General features: G+C 66.1%; 13 protein-coding genes. 3 read left to right on the forward strand and 10 right to left on the reverse strand.

Annotation, left to right across the window (positions count from 1 at the left end; translation table 11 throughout):
• Window positions 1–31 precede the first annotated feature (31 nt).
• The 3 genes from JEY66_RS28770 to JEY66_RS28780 are packed head-to-tail and all read right to left on the reverse strand — an operon-like array spanning window position 32 to window position 3,698.
• Entirely contained in the window at window positions 32–829 is a 798-nt protein-coding gene (locus JEY66_RS28770; protein ID WP_018270871.1) for an SDR family oxidoreductase, read from the reverse strand.
• Window positions 829–2,217 carry a transaminase gene (locus JEY66_RS28775; protein WP_018270870.1) on the reverse strand — a complete coding sequence of 463 codons (1,389 nt, stop codon included), beginning with the start codon at window positions 2,215–2,217 and terminating at the stop codon, window positions 829–831. Before JEY66_RS28775 ends, JEY66_RS28770 begins: the two co-directional genes overlap by 1 nt.
• Window positions 2,214–3,698, reverse strand: a complete 1,485-nt coding sequence (locus JEY66_RS28780; RefSeq protein ID WP_018270869.1) for an aldehyde dehydrogenase — start codon at window positions 3,696–3,698, stop codon at window positions 2,214–2,216. The genes JEY66_RS28775 and JEY66_RS28780 overlap by 4 nt, the downstream gene beginning before the upstream one ends.
• Window positions 3,699–3,915: 217 nt before the next feature.
• Here JEY66_RS28780 and JEY66_RS28785 point away from each other — a divergent pair, with 217 nt between their 5' ends.
• From JEY66_RS28785 to JEY66_RS28795, 3 genes are all read left to right on the forward strand, one after another.
• Window positions 3,916–5,178, forward strand: coding sequence for a Tm-1-like ATP-binding domain-containing protein (locus JEY66_RS28785; RefSeq protein ID WP_018270868.1), 1,263 nt, complete (start codon window positions 3,916–3,918; stop codon window positions 5,176–5,178).
• Complete coding sequence (locus JEY66_RS28790; protein WP_018270867.1) at window positions 5,175–5,840, forward strand: HAD family hydrolase; 666 nt, start codon at window positions 5,175–5,177, stop codon at window positions 5,838–5,840. The genes JEY66_RS28785 and JEY66_RS28790 overlap by 4 nt, the downstream gene beginning before the upstream one ends.
• A gap of 120 nt (window positions 5,841–5,960) precedes the next feature.
• Window positions 5,961–7,313: an aminotransferase class III-fold pyridoxal phosphate-dependent enzyme gene (locus tag JEY66_RS28795; protein WP_018270866.1), complete on the forward strand. Its 1,353-nt coding sequence runs from the start codon at window positions 5,961–5,963 to the stop codon at window positions 7,311–7,313.
• On the opposite strand, the gene JEY66_RS28800 is transcribed toward JEY66_RS28795, so the two are convergent.
• From JEY66_RS28800 to JEY66_RS28830, 7 genes are all read right to left on the reverse strand, one after another.
• Window positions 7,299–7,616, reverse strand: coding sequence for a hypothetical protein (locus JEY66_RS28800; RefSeq protein ID WP_018270865.1), 318 nt, complete (start codon window positions 7,614–7,616; stop codon window positions 7,299–7,301). The two genes, JEY66_RS28795 and JEY66_RS28800, sit on opposite strands and share 15 nt — an antisense overlap.
• Window positions 7,613–9,625: a copper amine oxidase gene (locus tag JEY66_RS28805; RefSeq protein WP_080650346.1), complete on the reverse strand. Its 2,013-nt coding sequence runs from the start codon at window positions 9,623–9,625 to the stop codon at window positions 7,613–7,615. The genes JEY66_RS28800 and JEY66_RS28805 overlap by 4 nt, the downstream gene beginning before the upstream one ends.
• Before the next feature lie 65 nt (window positions 9,626–9,690).
• Window positions 9,691–10,710: a branched-chain amino acid ABC transporter permease gene (locus tag JEY66_RS28810; RefSeq protein WP_051110151.1), complete on the reverse strand. Its 1,020-nt coding sequence runs from the start codon at window positions 10,708–10,710 to the stop codon at window positions 9,691–9,693.
• 5 nt (window positions 10,711–10,715) lie between these two features.
• Window positions 10,716–11,582 (reverse strand): branched-chain amino acid ABC transporter permease, encoded by an 867-nt coding sequence (locus tag JEY66_RS28815; RefSeq protein ID WP_018270862.1) that lies wholly within the window; start codon window positions 11,580–11,582, stop codon window positions 10,716–10,718.
• 16 nt (window positions 11,583–11,598) lie between these two features.
• Complete coding sequence (locus tag JEY66_RS28820; RefSeq protein ID WP_016845738.1) at window positions 11,599–12,297, reverse strand: ABC transporter ATP-binding protein; 699 nt, start codon at window positions 12,295–12,297, stop codon at window positions 11,599–11,601.
• Window positions 12,284–13,015, reverse strand: a complete 732-nt coding sequence (locus tag JEY66_RS28825; protein WP_016845737.1) for an ABC transporter ATP-binding protein — start codon at window positions 13,013–13,015, stop codon at window positions 12,284–12,286. The genes JEY66_RS28820 and JEY66_RS28825 overlap by 14 nt, the downstream gene beginning before the upstream one ends.
• A gap of 1 nt (window position 13,016) precedes the next feature.
• Complete coding sequence (locus tag JEY66_RS28830) at window positions 13,017–14,057, reverse strand: ABC transporter substrate-binding protein (RefSeq protein WP_018270861.1); 1,041 nt, start codon at window positions 14,055–14,057, stop codon at window positions 13,017–13,019.
• Window positions 14,058–14,059 lie beyond the last annotated feature (2 nt).

Raw genomic sequence — 14,059 nt, forward strand, 5'->3', positions numbered from 1 at the left:
GAAACCGGTTTTCCGAGAGGATCATGCCCATCTAGACTCCCCACTGCCGTTCGACGGCAAATCCGGTTTCCGGCAGCGTCGAGCCGCCGTCGACGACGATGGTCTGCCCGGTAACGTATTTGGCCTCGGAGGAGGCGAGATAGAGCATCGCGCAGGCGATGTCGTCGGCGCTGCCCATGTGCCCCATCGGAATGAAGCGCTCGAGCTTCGCCCTGTTCTCCGCCGCGCTCATGGTGCCGCGGCCCGGCTTTTCGATGAAGCCGGCCTCGACGCCGTTGACCGTAATGCCGTCGCGCGCGAGCTCGAAGGCGGCGCCGCGGATGAATGCGTTGACGCCGGCTTTCGCCGCCGAGTAATGCGCGCCGCCGCCCATCGCGACGCGCGCGGAGACCGAGGACGTCACGAGGATGCGCCCGAACCTGACGGCACGCATGTGCGGAATTGCGGCTTGCGCAAGCCAGATGCTGGCGCTGAGGTTCAGCGCCAGCGTATCCTCGAGCTTCGTTTCATCAAGCTCTTCAATCGATGACCACGGACAGCCGCCGGCATTGTGCACGACGATATCGAGCCGGCCATATTGAGCAGCGACGCGATCGACCATCGCCCGCAAGCCGCCGCGATCGAGCCGGTCGAACGGGACGCAATGCGCTGACCGTCCATCGGCCACAAGTTCGCGCGCCAACGCCTCGGCCACATCAAGCGTCCGGTTGGCGATCACCACGGTCGCGCCGGCCTCTGCGAGGCGTCTCACGATGGCCGCGCCGATCCCCCTGCCGCCGCCGGTGACGATGACGACCCGGCCGTCAAGATTGAACGGAAGCGCCTGCATCAGATCGCTCCCGCGCCGCGCAGCAAGTCGATGAACTGCGCCAACACCGCCGTGTGCTTGTCGACGTCGCGCGCCGACGTCGCCGGACACATCAGCAGCATGGTGTGGAACGGGGTCACCAGAATGCCCTCGTTGATGTAGAACGCATGCAGCAGGGTCTCGAGATTGGGTTGCCGGCCGGCAATGACGTCGGCGCCGCTGCGTGGCGGCTGCGGCATGAACATGATCTCGGCGCGCGCGCCGATCTGCGTGACGTGCCAGGGCAGACCAGCCGCCGCGATCAGCCTGCGCGCTTCCTGCGCAAGCCAGGTCGCGGTCCCGATCATCCGCTCGTAATTCGCAGAGGTCAGCACCTTCTCCAGCACCGCGCGCATGGTCGCGACCGTCAGCGCGTTGCCGGCCAGCGTGCCGCCGAATCCAAGATGCGCCGACTGCCGTTCGCGCGGATTGACGTGGGGGACGATCTTCCAGAGCCGCTCGGCGATCTCGTGGGCAAGGCCAAACACGCCGGCGGGGATGCCACCCGCGATCGCCTTGCCCGCGACGAAAATGTCGGGCTCGAGCCCATGGCTCTCGGTATAACCGCCCGGCCCGCAGGACAGCGTGTGGGTCTCGTCGATGATGAGGACGGTGCCGGCGCGGCGGGTCAGGTCACGCAACGCCCGGAGAAAACCGGGATCGACCGGGATCATGCCGAAATTCGTCATCAGCGGCTCGGTCAGCACGCAGGCGACGTCGCCATGCGCAAGCGCGGCCTCCAGCCCGGCGACATCGTTGAATTCAACGACCCGGCTCACGGCATCATGATCGATGCCGTTGGGATGAATCATGTTGCGCAAGCCGACGCGGCCATCGCGGATCTCGACATGCGCCTCCTCGACGCCGCCGTGATAGCAGCCGGAGAACACCAGCACCTTGCGCCGGCCGGTGATCATGCGCGAGATGCGGATCGCGGCGCGGTTGGCGTCGGTCGCCGACGTCGTCAGTGTCCAGTATTTCGGACCGAAGCGGCGGGACAGTTCGGCGCCGACCCAAACGCTGTCTTCCGTCGGCAGCATCATGGTCGCGCCACGCTTGAGCTGAGCAAGCGCGGCCTCGGTCACCGCCTCGGGCGCGTGGCCGCACATGCCGCCGGTGTCGCCAAGGCAGAAATCGACGTAGTCGCGGCCGTCGATGTCCCTGATATGCGCGCCCTGCGCCTCCTCGGCGTAAACAGGGAAGCCGCCGGCCCAGCGCCGCATCCAGTGCGACGGGCCGCCGTAAAGGTAGTGCTGCCTTCCCTCCTGCCAGGCCGCGGCCGATCGCGGGTGCAGCGCGCGAAAGCGCTCCTGCTCGGCATCGAGCAGTCGGTTCAGAACGCCGGCGCGTTCGGCAGTTGCAGCTGTCATAGCGCGATCCAGGCGGTCTTGAGGTCGGTATAGGCGTCGAGGGCGTGCAGCGACTTGTCGCGTCCGAAACCGGATTGCTTGAAGCCGCCGAGCGGCACCGTAATGTCGGCGCCGCCATAGGCATTGACGTGCACGACGCCGGCCTTGATGGCGCGCACCATGCGATGCGCCATCGACAGACTTGCGGTCCACACCGCCGACGCAAGCCCATAGGGGGTCGCATTGGCGAGCGCTATGGCATCTTCCTCGCCCTCGAACCGCGTCACTGCCAGCACCGGGCCGAACACCTCCTCGCGCCAGACCTGCATAGTCGGCGTCACCTTGGTGAGGATCGCAGGCGCCATGAAGTTGCCGCCGCTCTCGACGCGGATCTGCTCGCCGCCGACCAGCCGCGTCGCGCCCTGCGCTTCCGCGTGGGCAACGGCGTCCAGATTCTTGCGCAACTGTGCTTTGCTTGAGATGGCGCCGATATCCGAGGTCAGTTCGAGGGGATCGCCGACGCGGAGCTTGGCGGTGGCGTCGAGCAGCTCGGCCATGAAGCGATCGTAGATCGAGGACTGCACCAGCAGCCGCGATCCGGCCACGCAGACCTGGCCGGAGTTTCGGAAGATCCCGCTCGCCGAGACCTTGGCCGCATGCCTGATGTCGGGCGCATCGGCGAACACGATGTTGGGCGACTTGCCGCCAAGCTCGAGATGGACACGTTTCAGGTTCGATCGCGCCGAGCATTCCAGGAGACGCCGGCCCACCGCACCCGAGCCGGTGAAGGCGAGCACATCGACATCCATGTGCAGCGCAAGCGCCTCGCCGGCGGATGAGCCGCGGCCGGTGACGACGTTGAGCACGCCATCGGGTAACCCCGCCTCGGCGGCGAGCTCAGCAAGCCGCAGCAGCGTCAGCGACGCAAGCTCCGGCGGCTTGACCACGACCGAATTTCCGGCGGCGAGCGCCGGGCCGATCTTCCACGCTCCGATCATCAGCGGGAAATTCCACGGCACGATCACACCGACGACACCAAGCGGCTCGCGATGCACGAGCCCGAGCACATCGCCTGAGGTCGGCGCGATCTCGCCATAGACCTTGTCGATCGCCTCGGCGTAGTAACGGATGGTGCCGGCGGCCGAGAGCGGTTCGGCCTTGTAGGCCATGCCGATCTCGGTGCCGTTGTCGCGCACGCCGAGCACCGCGATCTCGAGCGCGTGCTGCTCGATGAGGTCGGCGAATCGCAGCAACACCTTCTTGCGCTGCGCCGGCGCCGCGCGCGACCAGCTGCCCTGCTCGAAGGCCTGCCGCGCGCGTCTGACCGCGGCGTCGACATCGGCCGCGTCGCCGTCAGCTATGCTGGTCAATACCTGGCCGTCGATCGGCGACACGACATCAAGCCGTGCCTCGCTGATCGCCGGCGCCGGCCGGCCGCCGATGAAGAGCTGCTGGGCCGGAATGACGGCCGCGCGTAGTCGATCGATCTGGGCTTGCTGCATGCGAGATCATTATGACGATGACAAAAGCGGCTTCCGAGCAAGACCGCTGACACGGCGCAATCCTCGCCAAATCAAGGCTTTGGCAGCAATCAACCGATAGGTGGATGTCACGGCAAGGCCCGTCCCCATAGCGTGATCGCACGATGGCCGAGCGCTCCGCCTGCGTTATGCAAACCGGTTGTCACCCTCCCTTACGCCTGCCGGCGAGCCGAAGGTCATGCCCGAGATGACGCATCCCCGCATTCTCCTGATCGGAACGGGAGACACCAAGGCCGACGAACTGCTGTTCATGAGCGAGTGCATCGCGCGCGCCGGTGGCCGAACCATCATGATGGACATCAGTGTGCTCGGCGATCCGCCGTACCAGGCGGCACATGACAAGCACGCGGTGGCGGCCGCCGCACAGACCACGATAGAGGCGATCGCATCGAGCGGCGACGAGAATTCCGCGATGTCGCTGATGGCGGTCGGCGCCGCCAATCTGGCGCGCGCGCTCGCGGAGCGCGATGCCATCGACGGTGTCATCGCGATCGGCGGCACGATGGGCACCGACCTTGCGCTCGACGTCGCGCAGGCGCTGCCGCTCGGCCTGCCGAAGCTGATCGTCTCGACCGTCGCCTTCTCGCATCTGATCCCGCCGGAGCGCGTCGCCGCCGATCTGATGATGATCCTGTGGGCCGGCGGCCTCTACGGCCTCAACGGCACCTGCACCGCCGTGCTGTCGCAAGCCTGCGGCGCGATCGTCGGCGCCGCCAGAAGCGCAATCAAGCCGCGCAAGGACCGGCCGGTCGTTGCGATCACCTCGCTCGGCAAGAGCTGCCTGCGCTATATGGTCGAGCTCAAGCCGCAGCTCGAACGGCGCGGCTACGAGGTGGTCGTCTTCCACACCACCGGCATGGGCGGCCGCGCGATGGAATCGATCGCCGCGCAAGGTGGCTTTGCCGCGGTGCTGGACCTCAGCCTGCAGGAGGTCGCCAACCAGCTCACCGGCTCGGTGGTCAATTCCGGCGCTGACAGGCTGGAGAATGCGGGCAGAGCCGGCATTCCCCAGATCGTCGCGCCCGGGGCGATCGACATGGTCGACTTCCCGGCATGGCTTGGGGTTCCGAACGAGGTGTCGGATCGTCCATTCCACGCGCATAACCGGCTGCTTGCGTCGGCAACGTCGGGATCCACTGATCGCCAACGGATCGCCCGCGCGATTGCCGAGAAACTGTCCCAGGCTAGCGCTCCCGTTGCCTTCGTGCTGCCCGCCGGCGGCATCCAGCAATGGGATCGCGAAGGCGAAGCCTTGCACGATCCCGACGCCCTCGCCGCCTTCGTCGACGCCATGCGGTCGGCGATCAAGGCGCCGGTCGAACTGCACGAGATCAAGGATCACATCAACAGCGCGGCATTCAACGAAACGGTGCTCGGTATCTTCGACCGATGGGTCGCTGCCGGCATTGTCCCTCGCGGCCGCACCACGGCTGCCGCATGAGGAGGCAGCTTGCCCAGGCGCTGGTGCTCGACTTCGGCGGGGTGATCTCGAAGACATTGTTCGAGACCCATGACCTGACCGAGCGTACGCTCGGGCTCGCCCCGTGCACACTGAAATGGCTCGGACCGTTCGCGCCCGACAGCGATCCGCTCTGGACTTCCATGCAGCGTGGCGAAATTTCTGAGCGCGACTACTGGCTGACCCGCAGCCGCGAGGTCGGGCGCCTGGTCGGCGAGGACTGGCGCGACATGGAGACCTTCGTGAAGCGCGCGCGCGGCGCCGATCCCGACACCGTGATCCGCCCCGAGGCAGCGCGCGCGATCACCCTCGCCGCCGATGCCGGGTTGCGCCTCGCCATTCTCTCGAACGAGCTCGACCTGTTCTACGGTGCCGATTTCCGCAGCCGTCTTTCTATCCTCAAGCGCTTCGACACCATCGTCGATGCCACGCATACCGGGATCTTGAAACCCGACCCTCGCGCCTACCAAAGCGTGCTGGACGAACTGGCGCTGGAGGCAGACAATTGCGTCTTCGTTGACGACCAGCGCCGCAACATCGCAGGCGCCGCCGCATGCAACATGCGCACGGTGCTGTTCGATGTGCGCAATCCTGCCACGTCCTACAGCGAGGCGCTGCGGCATTTCGGGCTGCAATTCGACTAAAGCGCTTTCGAGCGAAGCGAGTACCGGTTCGCGTGAAGAAAGCGCATCAAAACTAGAATCTGGAGCCCCGTCCCGATTCCATCGGAACGGAAAAAGGCTCCAGCCGGACAGGGAACGATCATGCGCGACAGAAACTTCCTGGTTGAGAACAACGCCAAGCCGATCTGGCACCCGATGGCCCATCCCGCCGAAATGCGGGCGCAGCCGCCGCGGATCGTGATGAAAGGCGAAGGCGTTGAAGTTACCGATATCGACGGCAAGACCGTGATCGATGCGGTCGGCGGGTTGTGGAATGTCAATCTCGGCTACAGCTGCGATCCGATCAAGCAGGCGATCGCGGACCAGCTCAGCGCGCTGCCGTATTATTCGGGCTTCCGCGGCACCTCGAGCGGCCCCTCGATCGAGCTCGCCTACGAGCTCACCGAATGGTTCAAGCCGGAAGGCATGGTGCGCGCCTTCTTCACCTCGGGCGGATCGGACTCGGTCGAGACCGCACTGCGGCTCGCGCGGCAATACTGGAAGATCAAGGGCCAGGCCGACCGCACCAAGTTCCTGGCGCTGAAGAAGGGCTACCACGGCACCCATTTCGGCGGCGCCTCCGTCAACGGCAACGCCAATTTCCGCCGCAACTACGAGCCGATGCTGCCCGGCGTGTTCCACATCCCCGCGCCATCGACCTACCGCAATCCCTTCAGCGAGACCGATCCCGCAAGACTCGCGCAGCTGTGCGCAGCGGCGATGGAGGAGGAGATCGCGTTCCAGGGCGCCGACACCATCGCGGCCTTCATCATGGAGCCGGTGCTTGGGGCCGGCGGCGTGATCGTGCCGCCGGACAGCTTCATGAAGCTCGTGCGCGAGATCTGCGACCGTCACGGCATCCTGATGATCGCGGACGAGGTCGTCACCGGCTTCGGGCGCACCGGCGCGTGGTCGGGTTCGCGGCTCTGGGACGTGAAGCCCGACATGATGACGATGGCCAAGGCGATCACGTCAGGCTATTTCCCGCTCGGCGCGACGCTGATCGGCGAGCAGATCGCGGAGGCCTTCGAGGCCGACACGACCACGTTCGGCTCGATCGGCCACGGCTACACCTATTCCGGTCATCCGGTCGGCTGCGCCGCAGGTCTCGCGGCGCTCGCCGAGACCCGTCGCCTCAAGCTTGACGAGAATGCCGCCGCGCGCGGCGAGGAGCTTTCGCGGGCGCTCGCCGCGCTCAAGGCGAAGCATGCGCTGGTCGGCGACGTCAGGGGCAAGGGTTTGATGGCCGCGATCGAGCTGGTCGCCGATCGCGACAGCAAGAAGCCAGCCGACAAGAAGACGATGGCAAAGGTCGCCGATGCCGCCTACGAGGCCGGCGTGATGCTGCGCGTCTCCGGCAACAACCTGATCCTGTCGCCGCCCCTGATCCTGACGTCGACCGACGTGAGGCGGATCGCCGAAGGGATCGACGCCGGCCTCTCAGCGGCTTCCTGACAGCGCACTCACACAAGTCATGGCGCGCTCGAACAGCGCGCCATCCGCCTTGTCGCGGTCGAGGCAATCGGCCAGCGATATGGCCGACATGCGCTGGTCGGTGCAGAAGATGCGCATGAAATCGGCCGCCAGCGCCACCTTGCGCGGTGCAGACTGTCGTTCCCAGTCGCTACTGCTCAGATAGAGCAAGGACGCATCGTCAACCCTGCTTTCAGCCGCCACGCCGGCAGCGGCCGATCCTATCGCGAGCAACGCCAGCAGCGCGCCGGCCACCGCTCCGATGCGATGCGCGCGGCCGCTCATTTCGTCTCCCTGGCATTCACCATCGGCGGCACGTCGAGCGCGGGATTGCGATCGAAGAAGTTGAACGGACGCAGCCGGAAGCCATGCCACAGGCCGGGCATGACCGGCCAATCCTCGGCGCGCGGCACGTGGCGGAAGCCGACCGTATACCACAGCACGAGGTCGCGGTCCTCGATCGGCCGCTTCGCCGCGGTCCATTTCGGCAGGCCGTCGACCTCGGGGTTTCCGTTCGGATACATGCCCGCAGCGTAGCGCTCGTCCTTGGCGTAGGCCGAGGTCCACAGCGTGTAGGCGCTGAAACCGGCGCGCAGCTGGATCGGATCGTCCTTGGCGAGCAGCGAGACGTCGGAGTGACCGGGCATCAGCTGATAGCTCGTGCGATAGCCGCGGCTATTGGTCTTGCCCGTGCTCTCGATCCTGAACTGCGCCGCGTTCAGCGGCATCGTGATCGGCCCTTCGGTCGCAACCGGCCTGGTGTCGACCTGCCAGAGGCTCTTGCGCTGACCCTGCTCCAGCCGGCGGACATTGAAGCGATCCTCGACCAGCCGGTTCGAGGTGCCGTCGACGTCCATGTCGATCCGAAACGTCATGTAGTGATCGTGATTGACCGCGAGCAGCCGTTCGTCGACCAGCGTCCCAAAGGCGGTATCCTGCGCAGCCGTCGGGTCGCTCAGTGTCTTGCTCGCGACGCCCTTGGTCGCGTCGATGCCGTAGGCGCCGAGCCGCACGTCGATATTGCCGGCACGGTCGAACACGTAGTCCACCAGATAGTCGTAATTGCCGACCACCGGCGCCATCCGCACCACCAGCTCGTTGTTCGGCCGCACCTCGGCGGTGTTGTTGATCAGCTCGCTGTGGCGCCAGATCGGATCGCCGGTCGGGCGCTCGAAGATGCAGACCGCGCCCTTGGACACGACCGGCGCGCCCTTGGTATCCGAGATCGTCAGGTCGAGATAATGCGCGCCTTCGGGACAATCCACGCCGCGCTGCAATTCGCTGGAGAGCACGCCAAAACCGTACTCGCCGATATCCATATAGGCGCGGAACGACCAGGTCGGCGCAGGATCCATATAGGGCACGAACATCTCGCTCGCGGAGATCTGGTAGGCGATGTCGCGGAGCGTGCCGTGGTCATCGTAGCGGATCAGCGACAGCACGGCGCCGACGCGCGGCTCGAGGCGGACGTGGAACGACCAGTTGTCCCAGCGGACCTGGCCGCCCTCCACCTTCACATTGCTGCCCTCGGGCGCTGCGATTTCGATCGGCTTCGGCGGCTTGCGATATGTTCCGGAGTCGGCATAGGCGTGCGAGGGCGTCTGCGGCGGTGGCGGCACCACGCCGAGATCGGTCACCGACAGCACCGTCTTGCTCTTGAGATCGACCTGGGCGAACAGGTTCTCGATCGGCTTGCCCCAGAGATTGTTGGCGGCGCCCGTGGTGTCGACACAGGGAACGTTGAGCAGGCGGCGACCCCTCAGGGCCGGGTCGCTCACCGGCCCGACCGTCAGCGGCAGACACATCACGTTGCGGAAATCAGTGATGCCGCGCTTGGCCATCGCGGCGATCCAGCGCGGGTCCTGCTTCGGCAGGTCGCCGGCGGAGATCAGCTCGTCGATGGTCAACGCGGCCTCATGATCCCTGACTTCCTGCCAGCCGAGCAGGCTCCGCGCGGCGAGATCGATATGCGCCTCGTAGAGATGCCCGCCGCTCAACAGCGTGGCGCTGGCCCGGCGCGTGAATGGCTGTCCGGGCTTCCACGCCCGCACCTCGTCCTTGGGATCCTCCTCGACCGACATCGAGACGACCCGCGCCGAATCGTCGAGCTTGCCGGCGCTGCGAAGGATATCGGAGACCGAGCGGATTTCGTCGGTGGTGAGCCCGTCCATCGGGTGCGTTGCGGCCGCCTGCGGCCACATCCGGCGCTCGGCCTGCGCCGGCAGCGGCGCCGCCAATGTCGCGACCATCAGACCGGCCACTGCCGATACGCCATGCCTGAAAATCAGAGCCATTCCGCCCTCCACTCAAAGCCAGAACCGTCAGAATACAAGCAACGGTGGCGACGTGAAGGCCCGCCTCATCCGGTAACCTGTTCCGACGCCGCCGGCAGGATCGCGGCCGCGGCCGGGCGTGGCGCGGCGCGGTGGACATCGAGCAGCCGCACGCCGATGCGATCGCGCAAGGCCGGCCAGATGCCGCGCGGCGCCACGATCATCACCACGACGGCGATGATGCCGAGCCCGACCAGATACCAGCCGCCGGACAGCCCGAGCGGTCCGGTCATCAGTTCGCGCAGGCCGAAGAAGATGATGACGCCGAGGATCGGGCCTTCCAGGGTTCCGATACCGCCGATGATCACGATGAACATCATGTAGACGGACCAGTTGACGTCGAAGGCCGCGAGCGGCGCGATGAACAGATTGCCCATGAAGCTGAGCGCGCCGGCCAGCCCGCATCCCGCCGCCGAGAGCACGAAGGCGACGAAACGATTGTGCCGGACGTCGACGCCGACGCTCATCGCGGCAAGATCATTGTCGCGCACGCTCATCAGCCCGAGCCCGAAGCTCGACGTCATCATCCTGTACAGCGCCGCGATGGTGACGAGCGTGAGGCCGCCGGCGAGCCAGAACATGGTCGGCTCGAACCAGTCGAAATCGATCAGCTTGCTGGTCGCGAGCGGCACGCCCGATGTGCCGCCGACGGCCTGCGACTTCATCGTGAACGCGCCGATGATCTCGGCGAACACCCACATCGCGATCGAGAAATAGGCGTCGCGCAAGCGAAACAGCGGAAAGGCGATGATCGCCGCAACCGCGCCCGCCACCAGCGGCGCGACCGGCAGCACCCAGATCGGCGTGACCTCGAGCCAGCCGGAAGTCAGGAACAGCGCATAGGCGCCGAACGCGATGAATACCTGGTGGCCGAGCGACACCAGCCCGGCATAGCCCGCCAGCAGGTTCCACATCTGCGCCATCGTCAGCAGCAGCAGGCACTCGGTCGCGAGCCGCAGAAAACCCTCGTTCAGCACGAAGGGCGCGCCGGCAATCATCGCGACGAGCACGATGGCAGAGGCGGCAAGAATGGTCCGTGTCGGCATCGGCGTCACACCCTGCTCGACACGAGACCCGACGGGCGGATCAGCAGCATGATGAAGAACAAGAGGTGCGCGTATAGCAGCCCGGCATTCGGATCAATTTTCAGCCCGATCAATTGCGCCATGCCGAGCGCGATGCCGCCGAGCAGCGCGCCCCAGAACGAGCCGAGCCCGCCGAGCACCACGACCTCGAAGGCGATCAGGAGCCGCTCTGCGCCCGCGAACGGCGTGAAGCTCGAGCGCACCGCAAGCAGCACGCCGCCGATTGCGCCGAGCGCGAGCGACAGGCCCATGACATAGTTATAAACCCGGTCCGGCTTGATCCCGGACAGCCGGACGATGTCGCGGCGGTCGGCGGTGGCACGCACGATCCGGCCGAACTCGGTATGACGCAGCACGAGCTGCAGCGCCATGAACAGCAATGCGGCGAGCACCAGCGTCAGCAGCGGCATGATGCCGATGTTGAGGCCGGCAATCTCGAGGCTGGCGCGCGACAGCTCACCGACCTGGAGGCTGCGCACGTCGGCGCCGAACACCTCGACCATGACGTTGCGCAGTATCACCGAGACGCCGAAGGTCAAGAGCAGCGGCGACAGCGGATCGGGCGACGTCACGACGCGGTTGACGATGGCGGCCTGGTAGAGCCATCCGACCGCAAAGGACAGCGCAATCACCGGGATCAGCATCAACAGCGGCGAGACCTGCGGAAACAGATTGGCGAACAGCACGGCGCAGAACGCACTCAGCACCATGAACTCGCCATGAGCGATGTTGACCACGCGCATCACGCCGAACACCAGCGCGAGCCCGATGCCGAGCAGCCCATAGAGCCCGCCGAGCAGGGCCCCGTTGATCAATGTCTCAACCCAGATCATGTCGTGCCAATCCTGGCTAGTTACCGAAATAAGCGTGCGTCAGCTGCTCCGGCTGCAAGCCTTGCGCGGGGCCGGTCAGCGACACCCGCCCCTTCAACAGGCAATAGATCCGCTCCGAGGTCGCGAGCGCTCGCTTGACGTCCTGCTCGACGAGCACGACGGCGGTGCCCTCGCGGCGGATGTCGGCAAAGGAGCGGTAGATCTGCTCGACCACGACGGGAGCGAGCCCGAGCGAGATCTCGTCGCACAAGAGGAGCCGCGGATTCGACATCAGCGCGCGGCCGATCGCCGCCATCTGCTGCTGGCCGCCGGAGAGCTGGCCGGGAAACATCCGCCGCCGCTCCTCGAGGATCGGGAACAGGTCGAACACCCGCCGCAGGGTCCAGCTCCCTTCGCGCCGGTTGACGCTGCCCATCAGCAGGTTCTCCTCGATCGTCAGCGAGTCGAACAACAGGCGGCCCTCGGGCACCATGATGAGGCCGAGCCGCGACACCTCTTCGGCCGGCATCTGCGAGATGTCGACGCCGTCGAACTGCACCGTCCCTCGCCGCTCCTCGTTGAGACCGACCAGCGCCTTCAGGAACGTCGACTTGCCGGCGCCGTTGGCGCCGACCAGCGCCACCGCCTCGCCGTCCGCGACGGTGAAGTTCATGTCGAACACGGCTTGCAGATCGCCGTAGAAGATCTGCAGGCCGTTCACATCAAGCAACGCCATCGGCCTTCAATCCCATGTAGATCTCGCGCACCACCGCGCTGTCCATCACTTCGGCCGGCGGCCCCTCCAGCACCTTGCGGCCAAAGTCGAGCACCAGGATGCGGTCCGACACCGCGCGCAGCGCGTGCGGAATGTGCTCGATCCAGATCATGGCGTGATCGGCCTTCACCGACTGGATGATGGCAACAAGGCGCTCGACCTCCGGCTCGGTCAGCCCGGCGGCGATCTCGTCGAGCAGGATCAGCTTCGGCTTCGAGGCCAGCGCCTTGGCGAATTCCAGCCGCTTGCGGTCGATCAGCGGCAAGGCGCCCGCGAGCTTGTCCGCCTTGGCGTCGAGCCCGGTCCGCTGCAACACTTCCATCGTCCAATCTGAAGCCGCCTCGCCGGTGAGGCCCGCGCCGTAGGATGCCGCGATCAGCGCGTTCTCATAGACCGACAGATGCGGGAACGGCTGCGGAATCTGGAACGCCCGCCCGAGCCCCATCCGCGCCCGGCGATGCGGCGGCAGCGCGGTGATCTCCTTGTCGTCGAGCATGATCGAACCGCCGTCGGCCGTGAGCAGGCCGACGATCAGGTTCAGCAGCGAGCTCTTGCCGGCGCCGTTCGGGCCGATCACGCCGAGGCACTCGCCGCGCGCCAGCGCGAAGCTGACATTGTCGGCGACCACGATCTCGCCAAAGCGCTTGGACAGCCCGCTGACGCGCAGAAGCGGTGCCATCTCAGACCAGCTTGGAGAGCAGCTGGAGATCGGCCTGCTTCGGGATGAACGGCGCCGTTCCGTTGTGCACGATCAGGAGCTCGTATTTCGACTTGCCGCCCTTGGCCTTGCGCCATTGCCCCCCCGACAGCGAGGTCACCGCGACGTTCTTGATCGGGCTGTCCTTGAACTTGACCCGGCCGACCACGGTCTCCATGTCGAGGCCGGCGATCGCATCGCGCAATGAGTTCTTGTCCTTGGGATCGCTGTTCTGCAACGCCGCGAGCCCGACCTCCCACAGCGCATGGGCGTAGCCGATCGGCTGCGTCCACTGCTTGCCGGTGGTCTTCTCCCACTCTGCGGCGAGTTCGCCAGCGCTCTGCCCGGTCAGCGAAGACTTGAACGGATAGGCCGGCGTCCACCACACCTCGGTCGACATGCCGTCGCCGCGATCGCCGAGCGCATTCACCGCGGCCGGGAACAGGAAGGCCGCCGCCACCGTGCAGATCTGCGGCTTGAAACCGGCCTGCGCCGCCTGATTCCACAGCGTCACCCAGTGGTTGCTGAAGGTGAAGCCGGAGACGATATCGACGCCGTTGTTCTTGAACAGCGCGATCTGGTTGGTGAAGTCGTCGGTCGCGATCTGGAATTTGCCGGCCGAGAATTCCTGATAGCCGGCCGCCGAGATGCCCGCCGGCAGGCCGAGCTTCGGATCGGAGAACGCCTGGCCCGGCGGGTTGTCGATGTAGAGCGTGCCGACCTTCTTGTTGGTCTCGACCGACTGCCACATGCCCAGGAAATTTTTCGCGACGTCGTCGGCGCCCCAGAAGAAATGGTAGCTGTACGGAAAACCCTTGTCCGGCGTCGACTTGCGCGGGAACATCCAGCCCTGCCACGGCACCATGGTCGAGATGGTGGGAATGCCGCGCGCGTCGGCGAGCTCCTGCACCGGCGGCTGGGCATCGCCGTCCTCGATCAGGATCAGGTCGCACTTTTCACGCAGCACCAATTCACTAGCGATCACCGACGAGCGGTTCGGATCGGATTGGTTGTCCTTGAACACCA

Source organism: Bradyrhizobium elkanii USDA 76 (assembly GCF_023278185.1).
Taxonomy (GTDB): domain Bacteria; phylum Pseudomonadota; class Alphaproteobacteria; order Rhizobiales; family Xanthobacteraceae; genus Bradyrhizobium; species Bradyrhizobium elkanii.